Origin of the sequence: Psychrosphaera ytuae, from assembly GCF_017638545.1 — a bacterium.
Lineage (GTDB): Bacteria > Pseudomonadota > Gammaproteobacteria > Enterobacterales > Alteromonadaceae > Psychrosphaera > Psychrosphaera ytuae.
In genome coordinates, this window is sequence record NZ_CP072110.1 from 1,302,285 (window position 1) to 1,322,452 (window position 20,168).

At 43.3% G+C, this 20,168-nt stretch carries 14 protein-coding genes; 5 read left to right on the forward strand and 9 right to left on the reverse strand.

Annotated elements, in window-relative coordinates; genetic code table 11:
* Positions 1-3 precede the first annotated feature (3 nt).
* Positions 4-3,483 carry a M1 family aminopeptidase gene (locus J1N51_RS05730; protein ID WP_208832983.1) on the reverse strand — a complete coding sequence of 1,160 codons (3,480 nt, stop codon included), beginning with the start codon at positions 3,481-3,483 and terminating at the stop codon, positions 4-6.
* Positions 3,480-4,469, reverse strand: coding sequence for an ABC transporter ATP-binding protein (locus tag J1N51_RS05735; RefSeq protein WP_208832984.1), 990 nt, complete (start codon positions 4,467-4,469; stop codon positions 3,480-3,482). The genes J1N51_RS05730 and J1N51_RS05735 overlap by 4 nt, the downstream gene beginning before the upstream one ends.
* Positions 4,470-4,686: 217 nt before the next feature.
* Here J1N51_RS05735 and J1N51_RS05740 point away from each other — a divergent pair, with 217 nt between their 5' ends.
* The 3 genes from J1N51_RS05740 (at position 4,687) to J1N51_RS05750 (ending at position 9,583) form a co-directional block, all read left to right on the forward strand.
* Positions 4,687-6,381, forward strand: a complete 1,695-nt coding sequence (locus J1N51_RS05740; RefSeq protein ID WP_208832985.1) for a sensor histidine kinase — start codon at positions 4,687-4,689, stop codon at positions 6,379-6,381.
* A complete protein-coding gene (locus J1N51_RS05745; RefSeq protein WP_208832986.1) occupies positions 6,378-7,244 on the forward strand; it encodes a LytR/AlgR family response regulator transcription factor in 867 nt (288 codons plus the stop codon). Before J1N51_RS05740 ends, J1N51_RS05745 begins: the two co-directional genes overlap by 4 nt.
* A 146-nt stretch (positions 7,245-7,390) precedes the next feature.
* Complete coding sequence (locus J1N51_RS05750; RefSeq protein ID WP_208832987.1) at positions 7,391-9,583, forward strand: tandem-95 repeat protein; 2,193 nt, start codon at positions 7,391-7,393, stop codon at positions 9,581-9,583.
* An 81-nt stretch (positions 9,584-9,664) separates the two neighbouring features.
* On the opposite strand, the gene rraB is transcribed toward J1N51_RS05750, so the two are convergent.
* The 5 genes from rraB to J1N51_RS05775 all read right to left on the reverse strand — a co-directional run bounded on the left by rraB (position 9,665) and on the right by J1N51_RS05775 (position 13,719).
* Positions 9,665-10,006 carry a ribonuclease E inhibitor RraB gene (rraB, locus tag J1N51_RS05755; protein ID WP_208832988.1) on the reverse strand — a complete coding sequence of 114 codons (342 nt, stop codon included), beginning with the start codon at positions 10,004-10,006 and terminating at the stop codon, positions 9,665-9,667.
* A gap of 21 nt (positions 10,007-10,027) precedes the next feature.
* Positions 10,028-10,768 carry a 1-acylglycerol-3-phosphate O-acyltransferase gene (locus J1N51_RS05760; RefSeq protein ID WP_208832989.1) on the reverse strand — a complete coding sequence of 247 codons (741 nt, stop codon included), beginning with the start codon at positions 10,766-10,768 and terminating at the stop codon, positions 10,028-10,030.
* A 142-nt stretch (positions 10,769-10,910) separates the two neighbouring features.
* Positions 10,911-11,927, reverse strand: coding sequence for a Gfo/Idh/MocA family protein (locus J1N51_RS05765; RefSeq protein WP_208832990.1), 1,017 nt, complete (start codon positions 11,925-11,927; stop codon positions 10,911-10,913).
* Positions 11,928-12,040: 113 nt separating this feature from the next.
* Positions 12,041-13,339, reverse strand: a complete 1,299-nt coding sequence (locus tag J1N51_RS05770; protein ID WP_208832991.1) for a M56 family metallopeptidase — start codon at positions 13,337-13,339, stop codon at positions 12,041-12,043.
* Positions 13,339-13,719 carry a BlaI/MecI/CopY family transcriptional regulator gene (locus J1N51_RS05775; protein ID WP_208832992.1) on the reverse strand — a complete coding sequence of 127 codons (381 nt, stop codon included), beginning with the start codon at positions 13,717-13,719 and terminating at the stop codon, positions 13,339-13,341. The genes J1N51_RS05770 and J1N51_RS05775 overlap by 1 nt, the downstream gene beginning before the upstream one ends.
* A 216-nt stretch (positions 13,720-13,935) precedes the next feature.
* On the opposite strand from J1N51_RS05775, the gene J1N51_RS05780 reads away from it, so the two are divergent.
* Positions 13,936-16,116 (forward strand): prolyl oligopeptidase family serine peptidase, encoded by a 2,181-nt coding sequence (locus J1N51_RS05780; RefSeq protein WP_208832993.1) that lies wholly within the window; start codon positions 13,936-13,938, stop codon positions 16,114-16,116.
* 106 nt (positions 16,117-16,222) lie between these two features.
* Here J1N51_RS05780 and J1N51_RS05785 read toward each other — a convergent pair whose 3' ends face one another.
* Positions 16,223-16,918 (reverse strand): class I SAM-dependent methyltransferase, encoded by a 696-nt coding sequence (locus tag J1N51_RS05785; RefSeq protein ID WP_208832994.1) that lies wholly within the window; start codon positions 16,916-16,918, stop codon positions 16,223-16,225.
* 220 nt (positions 16,919-17,138) lie between these two features.
* Between J1N51_RS05785 and J1N51_RS05790 the strand changes: the two genes are divergently transcribed.
* The gene (locus J1N51_RS05790) at positions 17,139-17,771 is read left to right on the forward strand and encodes a TetR/AcrR family transcriptional regulator (RefSeq protein ID WP_208832995.1); all 633 of its coding nucleotides are present in this window, start codon (positions 17,139-17,141) and stop codon (positions 17,769-17,771) included.
* A 54-nt stretch (positions 17,772-17,825) separates the two neighbouring features.
* On the opposite strand, the gene parC is transcribed toward J1N51_RS05790, so the two are convergent.
* Positions 17,826-20,144, reverse strand: coding sequence for a DNA topoisomerase IV subunit A (gene parC / locus J1N51_RS05795; protein WP_208832996.1), 2,319 nt, complete (start codon positions 20,142-20,144; stop codon positions 17,826-17,828).
* Positions 20,145-20,168 lie beyond the last annotated feature (24 nt).

Here is a 20,168-nt window from a genome sequence, read left to right on the forward strand (position 1 = left end):
AGCCTAGTTAGCATACGGAGCTCCAAGGAGCTCCTGCTCAATAACCCGATGATGAGCCTCTCCTGCGACGGACTTTAAAGCAGTCACAAAGTCCATCGACGTTGCTGGTTCATTAGGGTAGCCATGTTCTACCCACAACTGTTTTAGTGCCTCCACAATAACGTCATCCCCTAACTCTGTTCTCAGTACATCAAACACTAAGGTTGCTTGCGAATACTGCTGGTGTGGTGATGTTGCATCGACTAATCCCCTTGCGCTTCCGTAATAAAAACGTTGCTGGTTTTCAAAGCGGCGACGTTCATATTCCACTAGGGCATTTTTAGCCTCATTGCCATATCGTTGTTCAATCATGACTAACTCGACATATTTAGCCAGTGACTCTACCAAAAATGCGCCATCTTCACTTATACCGTTGCCAATATCGTGTCCAAACCACTGATGGGCTGTTTCGTGGACGGCACGACGATAACGTTGATCAAACCCTGCCTCTTTTGTTGGCTGAGCCATAAAACCAACTTCGTAACCAATTAACATAGTTTGTGGCATCGCAAATCCGGTTGGGCCGTTATTTGGTATCGCAAACATTCGTAGCTGACTATGTGGGTATGGCTTTACCTGCTTAGACAGCCACTTCAACGTGTCGGCCATGCCAAGTTGATTGATGGCGACGGCATTTTTCTGCTGTAGCTCCGTTACGTGCTTCGTATTAGGTACGTAAACCTCTGTTACTGCATTGCCCACTTGCTGTTTGGTGACTTGCCATTCAATTTGGTTTGCATTAGTGGCAGTCACTGGGACTACAAACCAGCTTGGTAGTTGGCGCATCGGCTGAGCACTGTCAAAAAAATAAGTGGTCTCCCCTCCCGTTGACTCTGTATGAGTTAGCTTACCTGGACCGATGGCTTGGTAACCCGTTGGGACTTCAATTTGACTTGAGTACGTCGTCCACTCGTAAGCTAACTCTCTTTGCCATTCGAGTTGATAAGGGCGGGAAGAAAATCGCTCTGAAGGCATTAAATTTGCCATCGCTGGTAATTGATACTGAGTGCGTAATTGTTGATTTCTTAACATCCACTCTGGCTGAAATCCAATCACAGGTAACAAAGGAACACCGCGCAAATAGGTCATTTCTGGTTTGATATAGAACTGCGAGGTAACAGGCCACAACTTGGGTTGTTGTAATGTAAATTTAGCCACTAAGGTCAGGGTTTGATTTGCCTTTAATGGTTGTGCCAACCTGACAATACTTTGGCCACTGACTTGTCCTGCTTCGATGACAGCACTAAGACTTCTGTGGACAGCGAGACTTCTGTGGACAGCGAGACCTCTTTGAACACTGCCACCTCCCTTACCGTTCGGCTCTACATAAAGGCTCGGCGCTTCAAAGTTGCCATACCGACCGACTAAAAATGAGTTTATGTCTTCCTGATCTTTATTGCGTAACAAGTAGCGCAACTCAAACTGACCAAAACCTGAGTAGGGTTCTATTTTTATCTTAGCATCTAGGTGCTCAACCATTGGCGTTGGCCTGTTTAACCAATGTCGATAAGTGTGTTCGTACTCAGCTTTCCAAGCTTCTCGGTGATGTGAATAGGTCAGTGGTTTTTCTGTAACCAGTTGTTGGTCTAGTCGAATGATGGCCAACAGACTTGACACTGCTAACAGAGACGCCGGCCAATGTTTGGCTAGCCCATTAATGTTGAATTGTTTGAGCGAAACCCGCTGAAAAGAGCCAAAAAACGTCCCTCTGTGGCTGAGTGCTGTTGCCAGTGCAACGAAAAAGCCAACAACCAACGTCCATACCGCCATATAAGGAGCAAACACAGAAAAACTACCAGCACTTCCCCAAAAATGATCGCTTTGTTGTAATGGCGTACCGGTAATATTCCACAGGGTATGAGTCATTCCGAGGCTGCCTGAAATCGGCGTAAACTTAAATACCAATAAAGTAACCACCAAGGTACTGCCGAGCATCCTACTGCGTATTATATTCTGCAAACTGACAAACAAAACGCCGAGTAACACAAGGTTTAGCCCAACACGGCTAAATTCGATAAGGTAAACCGAGCCAATAATATGACTGCCCGCCACTAGCTCTGCAGCTAAACACCCAAGTGCAGTTAGCCCTGATAGCATCATTACCAAGGCAACAATTACAGCTATTTGCGACACCAATAAGGTTTTGTTTTTAATCGGTGTCGTCGCGATCAACTCATGGCTTTGATGACTGATGAATAATCCGGTTATTTGCCAACTCCACAGAGCCATTAACAAGCTACCAATCACAGGTAATACATCGCTGTTTATTCTATTAACAGCATCCAGTGAGTCGGTCGCCTTTTCTGCAAACGGTTCAACATAAGCTAGCCCAGACAACACCTCATTGAAGATCAAAAAGGGCCACGCCAGCAAAATAAGTAAGGTAACTTTGTGGCGCCCTACTGACGAAAAAATTTGCTTAAACAACACCTGCAATGGCGAGCCTGATTCAGCTTCAAAGTTAATGTGATTTGTTTGCTTACGACGGTTTAAAGGGCTCATTAAAGCATTTAATAACTGAGCTACCCTCGCTTGAGATTGAATTTTTGGTGCCGTTTGAAGCTTCTCCAAATGAAGCACCTTCAAATGACGCTCCTTCAAATCAAGCCCCTGCCAAGCTAGTGCTTTCCAAATAAACGCCAAAGCAGCGCTGAAGACCACAAATCGATTGATTACAAACTTTACATCAGAACCAATGCCAACAGTTTGATGATCTTCGCCAACCCCAGTAAATCCAGCAAATAACGAGGTAAATCCAAACGGGTCTAGCCACATCATCGACTGATAAAGAGCGTCACTGGCGATAGCGCTACCGGCCAAAATAGGACTACCTGTCAAACTCGCTAGCACCAAATAACCAACCATAACCACCAGCGCAAATGCATAAAAGCTGAACACAGAGCTTTGCCATTTGGCCATCCACAAGCCACAAGCTGCGTAAACCAAGATAGTAGGCAACAAAATCAAGCTGACAAAACAAAGCCAATCGATGAACAACTCCATCATGTTTACCGAACTCGTAATTAACACGTTGGATTCCAAGTCAGAGCTCGAGGCCATCACATCAACCGCTATCACATCAACTGCCATCAAGCCAATCGCAAAAAACGTCAACGCAAACAAAAACCAAGTACAGATCACAAACGATAACGTCTTAGCTAATTCTCTTCGAAAGAAGGTCGTGGGAGTCGCACTTATCAATTCGGTCATGCTTGAGGTTTGCTCTCTCAACAATACCGCAGGTAACAAGCCGCCCATATAAACAGGTAAAATCAGCATCACTAGGGCGACATATTTGAGCTGCACTTGAATACTGAAGGACGGTGCGTCAGCCGATAGTCCAGTTGTGAACAAATAACCCACAGCAGGGACCAAAATACACGCCAGCCAAAACAAAGGCTGTCGAAATAGAAAGTGCAATTCATTGCGAACGAGAGCCATCATTTCAGTGCACCTCCATTCATGCGCACGGAAGTATCCTTGCTCAGTTCTGCCTGAGTTTTAGGAGCTTGTTCTTCGCTTTGCGCACGGGTATAAAAATAAAAGTCTTGTAGCGTCGCCTGAATGGGTTGGGCTAATTTGTGCGGTTGGCTATCAGAAAAGACTCTGAAAACCGGCTCGCCAAATCGAAATGACTTATTGAGCTGATACATTTTGAATTGGCATTCTTCAGTGTCATTTTGATTGACCAAAGTCGGTGTCTGAATATCCGACATTGGCATAGTCCAAATTTTACCGGACATAGTGTTAACTAAATTGGCAACCGAATCTGCCGCTTTAATCTCGCCGTTAAATAAAAGCGCGGTGTAATGGCATAAGTTTTCGACATCCTCAACAATATGGGTCGAGAGTAAAATCAACTTGTCCTTGCTGATACTGATCAGCATGTCATGAAGTCGTTCGCGTTCTTCTGGGTCTAATCCGGCGGTCGGTTCGTCCATTATCACCACTTTAGGATCACCTAGTAATGCCTGAGCAATGCCAAAACGTTGTTTCATACCACCCGAAAAACGATTTACCGACTTATTGGCAAATGCGGATAAATTAGTCAGCTCCAAAAGTTTAGGGATTTGTTCTGCTTGCTGCTTCTTGCTCAATCCTTTTAAGACGGCCATGTGTTTTAACAACGCCACACAACTCATATTGGGGTACACACCAAAATACTGGGGTAAGTAACCCAAAGTTTGTCGAATGGCATGTGGATCTTTTAAAACGTCAATAACTGCATTCGCATCACTACCAGGGAGCGTTAACCGTATTTGCCCTTTGTCCGCTTGCTGCAATCCCACAATGGTACGCATTAAACTGGATTTGCCAGCGCCGTTTGGCCCCAAAAGCCCGACCATACCTGTCGGTAAGTCTAAGTTGATGCCTTTAAGTGCTTGAGTTCCATCGGGATATGTTTTGGTTAAGTTAGATATATGAATCACGGCCACCGCCTCCTTGTCTTGATAAATTCATATTAGCCATCACTCAAAACTTAAAATATACATAAATGACAAGAGGTTAAGACTAAGTGTCGAACGGCATAAACACGGTCAAAATTTACTTACGTCACAAAAATTGCTACTTTCGTCATGGCGTTAGGACGTACGTCAAACAAAACCAGTAAACTAGAATTTGCTGACGTTTTTTCAAAGGTTCCGGATGAATTCTTTATCAACAGTTTTTAAATCACCCAACTCAAGTGGCTTCATTCAATACTTGTTCACACTGCCACTGTTCACGGCAATTTTGATTGAAGCTCATGTTAGGTTCACCTCTGCTAAGCACCATGGCATAGACCATATTTGGCTTTCTTCTACGCCCGGATTTATTGATTACTTTTTGTTGATTGTGCACCTGTCGATTCAAGCACTACCCTTGTTTGTGGCGCTAGCTTGGGTGTTACGGGAGTCCAAGTCGCCATCTCGTTCAGTGCTGTCCATCGCAATGCCATTTCTGCTGGGCTTTGTGGCGTATCCGTTTTTAGTTTATGTCGCGGTAGATTCGAGTGAGTGGTTCGCACGAGTAAACTTATTATCACTACACTTTATGGGGCTAGTTATTGGGGCGCTTGGAACTTGGGCCTTGGTTCATTTTATGAATCCAGCTCGTACAGGGCCAAAACTAATCACTTCAACCAATTCCACAACCGCACAATCGGATAAGCTTCGCTCCTTGTTATCAACCTTATTCTCACTCAACAGTGTGGTAGTGATATGTTTGTTCACCTGGGCTTTCATTATCTCTGGTGCATTTCATTATCACGATGATCCGATGAACAACATGCCGATTAATTTGGTGTTTGATCCTGTTCAAATCGTTTCTGACCCTTTGCCTTTTTTAAATTACTTTTGGCAGTTTTCGATTATCTCTGTAGTGATGGGGACTTTGTATCTCGTCAATCGATATGTCTTGATAAAGCGGGTTCTTAACGCTTATGGTGTGTTTTATTTTGTCCTTGCCAGTATTGTCTTTTGGCTTTTGTACACCCCCATCGCCGGTCAGCTAGTCATTCATTTGCCGATGACACCTGCTCACTTTACCTTTATCCCGTCAGAAAACTTTGACGTATTTGACTCGGATAACTACAAGGTGTCGTTGCTGTTTTTGTTTTTAACTACCCCACTTATATTGGCTTTTGAGCGACAGCGAGACGTTGCAAAAACGGCCGAAATAGCTGAACAAAAAACCCAAGCTGAGCTCCAACTTTTACAACAACAAATCAACCCTCACTTTTTGTTTAACTCTATGAATAGTTTGTATGCACTTACTCTCAAAAAGTCTGAGCAGGCGCCCGACTTTGTGATGCACCTATCCAATTTATTGCGTTATACCGTATACGAAGGCCAAAAACCAAAAGTGAAATTAGAACAAGAAATACAGTACCTACAAGACTATATCGCCTTACAAACTACTCGATTAGGAAATAGAGTCAAAATAAAGACAACGTGGCCTGAACCAGCACTGCAAGAGAGTAATTTGTCTAAGGTTGAAATTGCCCCATTACTTTTTGTTGTGATCCTCGAAAACGCCTTCAAACACGGCGCTGAGTCACAACAAGGAGAAGCAGAAATAGATGTTGCTCTAACATTGACAAGCAATGAACAAAATAGAGGTGAAGTGACGCTCAGGTTCGAGTGTTGTAATTCCTATGACGCAAGTGCGGTTCAACCAAACGTCAATTATGGCGGAGTAGGATTAACCAACTTAAAAAAACGTTTGGCCCTGCTCTATCCTAATCAACACTCCTATCGTGTTATGTGTGAGCCAGTCAACGAAGAGAGTGAAGACTTGAGTAAACCTTCAGGTGGGCGTGTTATTGAAGTTTGGCGAACTGAATTGGAGATCATACTATGAGTTCCTCTAGCCTAACGACCCATCGCTCAATCTCAGCCATTATCATTGATGATGAGCCGTTAGCCCATGAAGTGCTGCTTCATCACATTCAAAGTCACAATCATGAACAAGAGCAAAGTCAGGATAAAGCACACGATCAAAGCGTAAGCGGACGATCCGCAGCGTCAGTAGACATTAAATTTCAAGGATACAATGCGACAGATGCTTTAAAGTGGCTAAGCGAAAATGACGTCGACTTGATCTTTCTTGATATTAAAATGCCTAACTTAACCGGCATCGACTTAGTCAAAGTACTCGCTAATAGACCACAAATCGTATTTGTCACTGCGTATCAAGAACATGCCGCTACGGCCTTTGAATTAGATGTAACCGACTACTTAGTTAAACCAGTAAGCCTGGCCAGATTGCAACAAGCGATTGGCAAAGTCAGTCAACAACTCGCCATTACGACTATGAGTACAGCGGATACTGAATCTCCTTCACAATCAGTCCCGCCCTCAGCTCCGTCCTATGTGATGCTCAACTTATCCGGTACCAAACGAAAAGTGCTCACTCGTGATATTCAGTGGTTTGAAGCCTACGGTAATTACGTCAAAGTATGGCTCGAGGATGAAATGCTGCTAGCCAATTCATCTTTCAAGCAACTACTCGATAGCCTGCCTCACATAGATTTGTTAAGTGCGCCCTTAGGTGCGCCTCTTGGCGAGCACAACAATGGTTTATTCGCTCAAGTCCATAAGTCCTTTGGCGTTAACTTAACCAAGGTAAAAGCTCTTAATGCAGACCACCTTATAATGGCGGATGATAACCTCATAAAAATAGGTAAAACCTTTAAAAAATCCGTAAAACAAAGATTTAATTAATGCTTTCAATAAGGTAAGCAACGGTTACACATTTTAACAATTTATAACCTAAATACCGTATCAAAGTGATTGCCTAACCAACCAAAAATTTAGATACTTATGTCTCATTTTTATACACAAAAATAATAATAAAAAGGACACAAAAAATGAGTCGTACACTTGTAAAAGGAATAGTCTCATCTGCGCTTTGTCTAGCGCTATACGGATGTGGTGGCGGTAGTCAGTCGGCACTTCCACCAACTGCCACTTCAGCATCAGTAACGGTTGACGAAGACAATGCAGTTTCATTTAGCCTCTCTGGCCAAGCTAACAACAACGGAACACTATCTTATACTGTTACTGGCCAACCCAAAAACGGCACAATTAGTGTATCTGGTAACAATGTTACCTATACACCTAATCAGGACTACTTTGGTACCGATTCACTGACCTTCAGAGTAACCGAAGGAGAGCTATCAAGCTCTGCCACAGTTTCAATTGATGTTGCGCCAATTAACGACGCTCCAACGGCAATTGCAACTAACTTTACAATGGATGAAGACGGTGAATATCAAGGTCAACTCGTTGGAGAAGATGTCGATGACACGGCACTGACCTTTTCAATTAGTGAGCGTCCAACTAATGGTACTTTAACGACAGCCGATGATGGTTCATTTACCTATGTACCAAACGAACATTATTACGGTGAAGACTCGTTTTCATTTGTCGCACTCGACAGTGAGCTTCAGAGTGTTGCTGCAACAACATTAATCACCATTGACAGTGTCAATGACGCCCCTGTTTTTGATCAAACTAGCACTCCAGTTGCACTGGCAATTGAAACGTCAGAGGTCGTATCAATCGCAGCCACCGATATCGAAGACACTGATTTAACCTATCGCGTTACATCAGAGACCATTAAAGATGTCGATGTAACAAATAATAACGATGGCCAGCTGACGATAGCGCCGAAAAACGGTAGTTGGGGCCAGCACCAAATCCAAGTTGAAGTTGCTGACTCAGTCGCCGCTACTGATACTGCAACAATTACCTTAGACATTAGTGTTCCTGATTCTACCGCAACACTTACTGAACAATCATTAGACAGCAATGGCTTCCAGTTAGACGCCAAAACCTTTGTTGAGCACGATGGCTTTTTGTATCACTACGCCTCAAGTGATGGTGACTTTGCAACCTCTTCACCTAACGCGTATCAAAATCCATACTTGATTAAAACCACACCAAGTTTAGAAATCGTTGAAACTATTAAACTTGCTGATTATTTGAGTCAATCTCATGACGTGGCTATGGCCGTGTCTGGCACCAAAATTAACATTGTTTCAACTCTTGTAAGAACCCAACTCAAAGGCGCGACACCATACAATAAAGTCTCATATCAATCTTATGACCTGTCGACCGGGACTCTTGACTCAACACTGACTGATTTGCCATTTAGTGCAAGTCATAGCAGTACCAATAGCGTCGTTAAATATGTTGATACTTTAGGTTTTGTCATCGCCGCTAACGATGGTCACACCCATATCGTTAACAATGACGGTGTACTTACTCATTCAATTTTACCGGAAAGTGGTGCTGTTAGTGATGTCAGTAACGTTTACCTCAAAGACATGAAGATCATCAATGGTGAATTATTCACATTATCGGGTGGCATCAATTGTAGTGACGAAGACTGTACCGGTGGAAGCGGAAACATAACTTTGTTCCATAAAGTAAATACTGACACTGGTACTTCAACCTTATTACAAAAATATGGGACCTTCCCTAAATCAGGTCGAATTGACAGTAACGGAAATGCAATCATTGCGGATAATTATGGCGTGATGTCCGTTAGTTTAAATAACCAAACTTTGTGGTCACAGACATTCAATGACACTTATGTTTACAGCGTAATGAATATCGCCAATGATGATATTTTTGTAATAGCGGCCAATGGTAATGATAACTTTCCAACTTCTGAAACCATTAAAGCCCAAGCAATGCGTATCACTCAAGAAGGTGCAATCGTGTGGTCGACTGAGCCAGAACTGGCAATAAGTGGCTACTTATTTGGTTCTGAACTCGTTACAGACCAAGTAGGTAACCTGTATTTTGTTGGAGGTGATAACCAAGAATACGCAGCAGGTGATACTCATATGCGTTTGTTCGTATCGCATATTGATTACACTGGCAAGCTACAATGGACGAAGCGCTCTTTGGAGGCAGTATCTATGTACTCAGGAACGAGCCACGGTAAATCAAAACTAACCTCTGACGGACGTTTGATTGTTACCTCAACAAACAATTCGAAGTGGTCAGAAGACCCAGCTCTTAATATGTTCCAGGTAAGCATTCAGCGTTAATTAGTTAACGATTTAGCAAATAAAAAAGCGCTTGAGAGTTAAATCTACAAGCGCTTTTTTTATATTCTTTAGCTTCGAGTATTAGTCTTCGAAGTGCGTGCCCCAGCCGTCGTACTCTAGGTTGTTCTCTTCTGCAAAGGCAACCATAGCTTCTACTTCTTCGTGAATGATCTCTTCATCCAGTGGACACTCTGTGTCGATATCAAAACAATAAAGAACTTCTTTGTCTTCAGTTTCAACTTGCTCTAGATCCGACACATTCCAGCCTTTCAAAAATGCATTTTGCTGAGCTTTGTCTGCCACTTCCGGATCTTCAGCTACAAAATGATGCTCCAAGCCATACATGGCTTCTGGGTTTGAGCCATCTTCTAATAGCTGCTCGATAATGTCGTTACTAAATTCTTGCCAGTCGATTGGTTCCATCGGACACCTTAATATTCAAGTCTATTTTTCTGAATCTGTTGAGGATGGAATATAGCCTAATTCGCGATCAAGTTCGTTAATTTTTTCGGACATTATAGCGTGAGCTCGCTCAGCTTGCTCTCGAATGTACTTTTTATCGTCACTTTCGATTTTCATCGCAGGTAAATACTCGATAATGACCTTGCCATTATCCCAGCGATTCAAGTCAATTCGGTTGTGAGTACTACTGATCGCAACTGGTGAAATCGGTACGCCCGCCAAAAACGCAGTATAAAATGCCCCGGTTTTAAACTTTAACAACCCACGTCCACGAGAACGAGTGCCCTCTGGAAAAATCCAGACCGATAACTTTTTGTCACGAATCTTCTGAGCGGCCTGACCAATCGTACCGTGCGCCTTGCTCTTGTTTGCGCGGTCGATCAAAATGTTGCCTGATAGCCAATAGACCTGACCAAAAAACGGCATCCACTTTAGACTCTTTTTACCAATACTCACGGTATTGCGACGAACCGCATTTGATGCAGTAAAGATATCCCAAGTATTTTGGTGATTACCTATGTACACGACCGGTTCTTCTTCCAGGTTTTGCTCGCCACGGATCTCAACGGTTAAGCCAAGAATACGAGCAAACGAACCATAAATTTGCGCAACAATATGAACGTTGTTACGTCTAAAAGGACGAACAATCAAAAAGACTAATAAAAAGGCGGTCGAGAAAATAAAAAACAATCCCAACAACAAAAGACGCAAAACGGTCAGCACTACAAATACTCCAAAAAATGTAAGGCCGGCATTGTATCAACTCGAGCGTACACTTGTAAGCTAAAATTTAATCACTTTAAGGAAGTCCGATTTGTGTTGGGATTGTCCGTGACAATAAAAGTTTTAGTTAAGGTAGGTAACTCTACTTAACCGCTTCCCAATACGCATCTAGTAGCGATTGAGTCAAAATGGCTAAGTCTTGTGCTTTGGTATTTTGCTCTGAGCTTGGGTTCGCCGCTAGCTCTGCAAAATGCGTCATCATCGCGACTGCTTGCGGTGTGTCTGAGTCGGCTGAAATATATGTGTGCTGTTTAGGCGTTTGCATTTCGGTGCGCTTGGTATAACCGATGACATGGTCTGGGTCGTCAAAAGCAAAACCTTGTTTCCAGTCCAAAACCCAGTCGTTAAGGCTAAATACCGCATCGTGGCCTAAGATGTCTAAATCCATCAAACACGTACCTGCGTTGTAGCCAAAATCAAAGGTAGATGACTTGCCATCTTCAAACATGACAACGCCTGTACCACGGATCACCGCGTTGGTTTCTTCATCGCGAATTATGCCGCCTGACATCACTTTAACTGGTGTAGTTGGTTGTAAAAACTCTGCAACGGCACGCATCGAATACCAGGTCATATCTCCAACTGCACCGGTCGGTTCTTTTTCGGTATCAAAACGGATATTAGTGCGGTCCATAAACGGAAAGAAAAACGAACTACGCAGCGCCTGTGGCTGACCAATTTCACTGGTCATAGTTTGACGCAGCTGGTGTGTACGAGGGTTGTGAGTAAAATGAGTCGCGTCCATAAAGGCAACGCCATTAGCTTTGGCCGCATCAACCATTGCTTGTACTGATGCCATACTTGCAAATGGTTTGTCGACTAAGAGGTGTTTTTTGTGTTTAGCGCCAAACAAGGCGATTTCTTCTTTGCTAGACGTCGGTGTGGCTACATAAACAGCGTCTATTTCATCAGAGCTCAGCATCTCTTGCCAAGTATCAAATTCGTGTGGAATACCCTGCTCTTGTGCAAACTTTTTAGCCGAATCTGGACGACGACTAGCCACCGCAACAACCTCAACTCCTACTGCACGTTTTACTGCCTCAACAATAACGCCTGCAATCATTCCTGCGCCTACGATGCCTAATCTCAATGTGGTCATTTATTTCTCCAAGTCAAATTCGGGATTAACGTATATTGTTGGCAAGTGTAATCCCGAACGACCAAGATGAAAAATTAATAAATGAAATTTACATTGCGTCATTTCGAATTTCTTTACATCATCAAGCCTTCGCCCTCAATTCCGGCCTTTACTTTTCGAGGCGCTACATGGATTTGTTCGATAGGTTCTTTTGAAGCGCTTGGATGTTCAAGAGCAAAGTCCAACCTGACTAACACATCTTTAAATCCGGCTTTTGAGCTTTTGTACTTCCATTTAGACAGAGCTTTGGTCGCTGATTTACCAAATGTCGCCTCTGGCTCCTGCGATACAATCCTAATGTTTTTAGTCGTACCATTTTGGTCAATATCAAATTGTAAAACTACGTGACCACTAACCCCCGCTTTTGCCGCTTCAATTGGGTACAATGGCTCGACGCGCGTTTCAGGCATGGCGTACTCTTGCTCAGCGTTACTTGCCTGTTTCGCGATGGCGACAGTGCAAATCACTGCTAATAACGTGCCCAGCAGTGTACTTTTGGCTAACGTTGAACCTTTGGCATTTTGTTTAATTAAGTTTAATCGTTGTAACATCATGTGTTTATCTCCGTAATGTGAATAAGCCATCATTCGTACTTCCGTGTGGGTCACACAATCGAGTAATGCCTTGCTGTATAAAATTTTGTCTTTGAGGTTTTTGTTTTTAAGAACTCGTTCGTCACAGGTAAGCTCTTGCAACCGTCGAAATGTGGCGTACGCTAACCAAGAAAGCGGATTGAACCAAAACAGAATCACCAAGCTAAGAGCCAACATGTTTATTAGATTATCTCGGCGCTGAATGTGTACCTGCTCGTGCTCTAAAATAAGTGATAGCGCTTTGGTACTAAATCGAGTCTGGTGATCTGCTGGAATAACCAACTTGTAGTTCCACAGGCCAAGCACCAGTGGAGAGCTTATTTGGTTGCTGGTATACAAAATAGCTGTTTGTTCTTTCGAATCATCACCGAGAGACAACTCTGATGGTGATGATGGTGAATAAGGTGCCAAATTCAGCGCCTTTTTATATCTAATGTGGATGAGCAATGTCAGTAAAAACAACGCCACCACAACCACTAAATACACACTCGCCGATACCGCAAACCAATCACTATGCTTGGTCAACAGTGACGATGAGTACTCAGTCGGGGTGACCAAGTAGCGACTCACGGCCTCCCCGTACGATGTCTTTATTTGTAAGGGTAAGTTGATAAATCCCAAACACACAGGTATCGCCAGTGCATAAGCATACAGCCAAGTTGACTTAAATAAGCCAAGGCCCCAACGCTCCAGCGCGATTAATACGACAAACAAAATACTCAAGTTAACTTGCTGTTCGACAACAAATTCAAACACGGCTTTTAATATTCCTAATTCCATCATTTGTCCTTGTTACTTTGTTCCCAATCACTGATGACTTGTTTAAGCTCATCAATATCGCGCTGAGATAACTCTTTTGATTGTGCAAAGCCACTCACTAACGGCGCAATGCGACCACTAAAAAACCGCTCAATGAAGCTTTTGCTCTCTTTTAATGTGTAATTTTGTTGTTCGATGGTTGGGCTATAGATGTACTGCCTGCCGTCACGTTCAAAGCTCAACGCGCCCTTTTTAACTAGACGATTCAAAAAAGTTTTAACGGTTTTGTCTTGCCAATCATTGTCGCCTTCGAGTTGCTCGATAATTTCGTTGGCTCGAGCTGGGTGTTTTTTCCATATAACCTGCATGACTTCAAATTCAGCTTTGGATAGCTCAATCATTTTTTGTCTCCAAACTTTTTGTTTACACATGTAATCTTTAAATTAAGATTACACCCGTAATCGAATTGTGCAAGTTATTTATTTGTTTTTTCCAGACATTCCTCGCATGGCTCTTTACAAGAATTCAAGCCTTGATACAGTGTATCTGGATATCCAACACCCTCAGGTAGCGACATGGTTAATGCGCTACTGCCCAAAGGAACAGAGAGAATAATAATGAAAAAAGCGACTTTCACTGGCGCATTGACCGCGCTAACTATCGCCTTAGCAGGTTGTAACGGCTCAACAAACGAGAGCAACACCCAGTCGGCAAACCCAACAGCAGTAGAGGTATCAAAAGTGACCTACCCAACGACGACCAAAAAACCAGTCGTTGACAGCTATTTTGGCACTGATGTTGTCGATAACTATCGCTGGCTCGAAGATGACATGAGCGAAGAAACGGCACAATGGGTAAAAGCTCAAAACAAGGTGACCTTTGATTACCTGTCCCAAATCCCATATCGCGAAGATTTAGAAAAGCGTTTAGCGACATTGATGGATTATGAAAAAGTGACTGCGCCATTTGTTGAAGGTGACTATACGTATTTTTACAAAAATGACGGCCTACAAAACCAATATGTTTTGTACCGCCAAAAAAATACCGACGGCAATGCAACGGGTGACGTTGAAGTATTCTTGGACCCAAATACGTTTTCTGAAGACGGCACCACATCTATGTCGGGTGTTAGTTTTTCAAAAGACGGTAGCTTAGTGGCTTATCAACTTTCTCATGGCGGCAGTGACTGGCGTGAAATCGTAGTGCTAAATACCGAAACCAAAGAGCAAATTGGCGCTAAGCTGGTTGATGTTAAGTTTTCTGGTATCAGCTGGAAAGGCAATGACGGCTTCTTCTACTCAAGTTATGACAAGCCAAAAGGCTCAGAGTTAAGTGCCAAAACAGATCAGCACAAAGTGTATTACCACAAACTTGGTACTGACCAAGCCAAAGACGAGTTAGTTTACGGCGGCACAGACGCTGAAAAACACCGCTATGTTTTTGCTTCTGTTACTGATGATGCACAACACTTATTCGTCAGCGCAGCGGTTTCGACTTCAGGTAACAAATTATTTGTTAAGGACTTATCAAATAAAGATAGCTCGTTTAGCACCATTTTAGGTGACACTAGCTCTGATACTTACCTAATTAAGTCAACGGACGAGCATTTCTTTTTTGTAACAAACCTAGATGCACCAAACAAACGCCTAGTGAAAGTTGCTAAAACAGACCCGTCTCCAGCTAACTGGCAAGATGTGATAGCTGAAGGTAAAGACGTATTAAATGTATCAACGGCGGGCGACTTCTTCTTTGCTAACCGTATGGTTGATGCAACGTCACAAGTGACTCAATATGACTTAAACGGCAAAAAAGTACGTACAATAGAGCTACCAGCTGTCGGTACGGCCAGTGGGTTTAGTGGCAAAGAAGACGCAACCAAAGTGTTCTATAGCTTTACTAACTACAGCACACCAGGCAGTACCTTCGAATTTAACTTAGAGTCAGGTGAATCCAACCTATACCGCAAATCTCCAGTTGATTTTGATGCATCAAAGTTCGAATCAAAACAAGTCTTTTATACCTCAAAAGACGGTACGAAAGTGCCTATGATCATCACCTACAAAAAAGGTCTTGAGCTTGACGGTGACAACCCAACCATGTTGTACGGATATGGTGGTTTTAACGTGAGTTTGATGCCGCGTTTCTCATCAACAGTTGCACTTTGGTTAGAACAAGGTGGTGTTTATGCAGTACCTAACCTTCGTGGTGGTGGTGAATATGGTAAAGCGTGGCACATTGCAGGTACGCAATTACAAAAACAAAACGTTTTTGATGACTTTATTGCGGCAGCAGAGTACTTAATCGACAACAAATACACATCAAGCAATAAGTTGGCGATTCGCGGTGGCTCTAATGGTGGCCTGTTAGTTGGTGCGGTAATGACACAACGCCCAGACTTAGTTCAGGTTGCACTTCCGGCAGTAGGTGTATTAGATATGTTGCGTTATCACACCTTCACCGCTGGTGCTGGTTGGGCTTACGATTACGGTACATCTGAGCAGTCTAAAGAAATGTTCAACTACCTATATGGTTACTCGCCAGTGCACAATGTTAAAGAAGGCGTAAGTTACCCTGCAACTATGGTGACGACAGGTGACCACGATGACCGCGTTGTTCCTGCGCACTCGTTTAAGTTTGCTGCTGAGTTACAAGACAAACAGTCTGGTCCAGCGCCAACGTTAATTCGTATCGAGACCAACGCGGGTCACGGTGCGGGTACACCAACGAGCAAAATCATTGAGCAATACGCTGATATTTATGGTTTTACACTTTGGAATATGGGTGTTAAGTCGCTTTAACACAGCAATAAACACTTAAGTTGAAGAGCCGCTAAGTTGATGAGGATGACGTTTGTCATTACTCATTGATGCAGCGGCTTTTTTGATCTTTTATTAACTTTTTTGGCTAGTGCTTTTGTGCAATTAAGATAACGTGCTTTTCGGGATATTGATCCAACTCCATGTGCATGACAGTTAAACCATTGTCCATTAGGGTCTCAATATTTTGATTAATGCCAACCGAGCTGTAATAAAATACATCACTGTGCTCATCAGATACTTCCCACGTATCCATGTGCTCACCAATGTCGTTGCCAAACGTGTATAAGATTACACCGCCGGGTTTTAAACATTGACAAAGCTTATTCAAAACAGGAACTTGCGCCTGCAATGGTAAGTGAAAAATACTATCCCAAGCATAAATGACATCAAAGCTTTGGTCCGGTTGCCAATCACAAATATCAGCGTGGATAAACCGGTGTAATACGCCTTGATCGTTAGCAAGACTGTGCTCGAACGTCGCCAATTCAATCATGGTTTGAGACACGTCAATGCCAGTGACGGAGCACCCCTGCTCTTCGAGAACTTTAATAAAACGACCTCCGGCACCACAACCGACATCTAACGCTGCGAGACTATTGTTACTATTTTGGGTTGCTGATTTTTGAACCTGTGAATTTGGCTGTTTGCTATTTCGGTCAGGGTTCAACAAAAACTGCAGCGCTTTGCACAAATACTTAACGCCGTACCCAGAATCTTGGTGATAGCTTTGCCACCAGCTGGCTATTTGGTCGTATTTTTGCCCTAATTCTGCAGGTTTCATTTGTTTTGCCAATCCTCTAATTTGAGGTCTGTTGTTTTAATTTTCGATAACTTACTTCTTAAAATAGACCAAACCTCCTAGGTACTGCCACTTGGTACTGCCACTTACTTAAAGTAACTTTTTAAATTGCTGTAAAATTAAAGGCTGTTAGGTCTATACGTTAAGTTTAAAAAGTAAACTAATCAGTATAAAATAGCTCAACTTGATTCAAGAGAACATTATGAGCCAGACAGTATCTCAGCCAGTAAAATTAACTCGTAGCGAACTCAAAAGAAAGGACATCTTAGAAGGTGCACGACGCGCTTTTAAAGAGTTTGGGGTCGTTGACGCAAGCATGGATAAAGTGGCCGAAATGGCGAGCGTCTCCAAGCGCACGGTATACAATCATTTTGAGAGTAAAGAAGTATTGGTGTCGTATATCATCAGAGATATCTGGTCTAAAACGATGGTAGATTATGACTTCAAATACAATCCAAACTCAGATCTCAAATCACAATTGATGGAGCTGGTCCTAAACGAAGTCCAGTTAAGCCAAAAAGAAGAATTCTTTGAACTTGTGCGTATCGCCATCAATTATGGTTTGTTTAGTCAGGACAGCTTTCGAACCGAAATGAGCCAATATTTTGAGCAAGACACCGCCCTGATCCGCTGGTTAAAGGCTGCGTGTAATGATGGCCGCTTTGACAATATGGAACCGCTCAAGGCCAACAAACAAATCAAAGCATTATTAAAAGGTCAGTCATTTTGGCCACAAATATTGAGATTTGAAGCACCTCTGAACGAAGCTGAGTCTCATCAATTGGCAGAAGAAACCGTCGACCTAATATTAGCTCGTTACAAAAAAGCGGAATAAACCATAAGTCTATTCCGCTTTATCTATAATAGGTGGGTCTAGCCCTCTTCAGGGTTATTCCGAATCTAGCTGCTCAGAATTAACCTCAGTATCGATGTCAGCTTCCGGACTTTGTGCTTTTAATTCAGCTTCAACGCGATCGACTCGTTGTAACCCTCTTGGAAGCTTACTGCCACGACGGCCTCGTTCTCCACGATAGTGTTCTAAGTCTTTTGCCGACAGAGTCAACTTGCGTTTCCCTGCGTGAAGCACCACGTTAGCCCCCTCCGGTACTACCATGATTTGACTGACGTATTCTTCACGACTCGCTGCTCGAGCGGATGGGATATTAATGATCTTGTTACCTTTACCCTTGGCCAATATTGGCAAGTCTTTAAGTGGGAACACCAACATTCTGCCTTCGTTTGAGATAACCAAACAGTCGTCAGTTTCTAAATTAGACGCTGGTACAGGCTCCATTAATTTGGCACCCGTTGGTAACTTAACCAGAGCCTTACCGGCTTTCTGGCGGGTGATCATGTCTTCAAACTTACAGACAAAACCATACCCCGAGTCTGATGATACCAAATATTGCTGATCAGTCTTGGCCATAATGGTATGTTCGAGTGTTTCACCCGCGACAATACTAAATCGGCCGCTCAATGGCTCGCCCTGGCTTCGTGCCGATGGCAACGAATGAGCCTCGGTACTGAAACTACGGCCAGAACTATCAATAATAACCACTGGCTGATTGCTACGACCTTTGGCTGCCGACTTAAAGCCGTCGCCGGCTTTGTAGGCGAGTTTTTCTGGTTCGACATCGTGGCCTTTAGCACAACGAGCCCAACCTTTTTCAGATAGGACTACGGTGACAGGTTCACTTGGAATTAAGTCTTTAGCAGAAATGGCTTTTGCCTCTTCGCGCACCACTAATGGCGAGCGGCGGTCATCACCATACGCTTCAGCATCGGCGGCTAATTCTTTTTTGATCAAGTTATTCAGCTTAGTGCGAGAACCAAGTAACGCTTCTAGTTGATCACGCTCTTTACTTAACTCATCTTGCTCGGCACGGATCTTAATCTCTTCAAGCTTTGCTAATTGACGCAGTTTAAGTTCTAAAATCGCTTCAGCTTGAGTTTCTGCAATCCCAAATCGCTCGATTAGCGCTTGTTTTGGCTTTTCCTCGGTACGGATGATTTCGATGACTTCATCAATATTTAAAAATGCTACTAACAAACCTTCTAAAATATGCAAACGCGCTAGGACTTTATCCAAGCGATATTGCAATCGACGAGTCACAACATCACGACGGTATTCAAGCCATTCCGTTAAAATGGTTTTTAAGCCTTTTACTCTAGGCAAACCGTCAAGACCTAACATGTTGAGGTTAACTCGGTAGTTCTTTTCTAAGTCCGTCGATGCGAATAAATGCTGCATGACTTGCTCAACATCAACGCGATTCGAACGCGGCACAATAACAATACGAGTTGGGTTTTCGTGGTCAGACTCATCGCGAAGGTCGGTGACCATAGGTAGTTTCTTGGCCTGCATTTGTTGAGCAATTTGCTCTAATACTTTGGCGCCCGACACCTGGTGTGGCAATGCGGTTATAACAATGTCACCGGCCTCATCCACATAGGTCGCACGCATTTTGATGCTGCCTTTACCCGTCTCGTAGATCTTTTTGATGTCTTCGCTTGGCGTAATAATTTCCGCTTCAGTTGGGTAATCAGGGCCCTTCACAAACTCCATCAACTGTTCGAGATCAGCTTTTGGATCTTTAAGTAAGTGAATACACGCTTGCGCCAACTCTCTTATATTATGTGGCGGGATGTCAGTCGCCATACCAACCGCAATACCAGTAATGCCATTGAGTAAGATGTGTGGCAAACGAGCAGGCAGAGTGACAGGCTCTTTCATCGTGCCATCAAAGTTAGGCTGCCATTCAACCGTGCCTTGACCAAGTTCAGAAAGTAAAATTTCACTTACTTTTGACAGACGAGCCTCGGTATAACGCATTGCTGCAAACGACTTAGGATCATCGGCGGCACCCCAGTTACCCTGACCATCAACTAATGGGTAACGGTAAGAAAACGGCTGTGCCATCAATACCATAGCTTCATAACAAGCACTGTCACCGTGTGGATGGTATTTACCTAAAACATCACCAACCGTACGCGCCGATTTTTTGTATTTTGCTGTCGCACTTAAACCTAACTCTGACATCGCATATACAATACGACGTTGTACCGGCTTCAAGCCATCACCTATGTGCGGTAAAGCACGGTCCATGATGACGTACATGGAATAATTGAGATACGCATCTTCGGTAAATCGTCGCAGTGGTAACTGCTCGATTCCATCACTACTGATCGTTATGGTGGCGTCTGTCATTGCCTAGCCCTTTCTTATTATCTT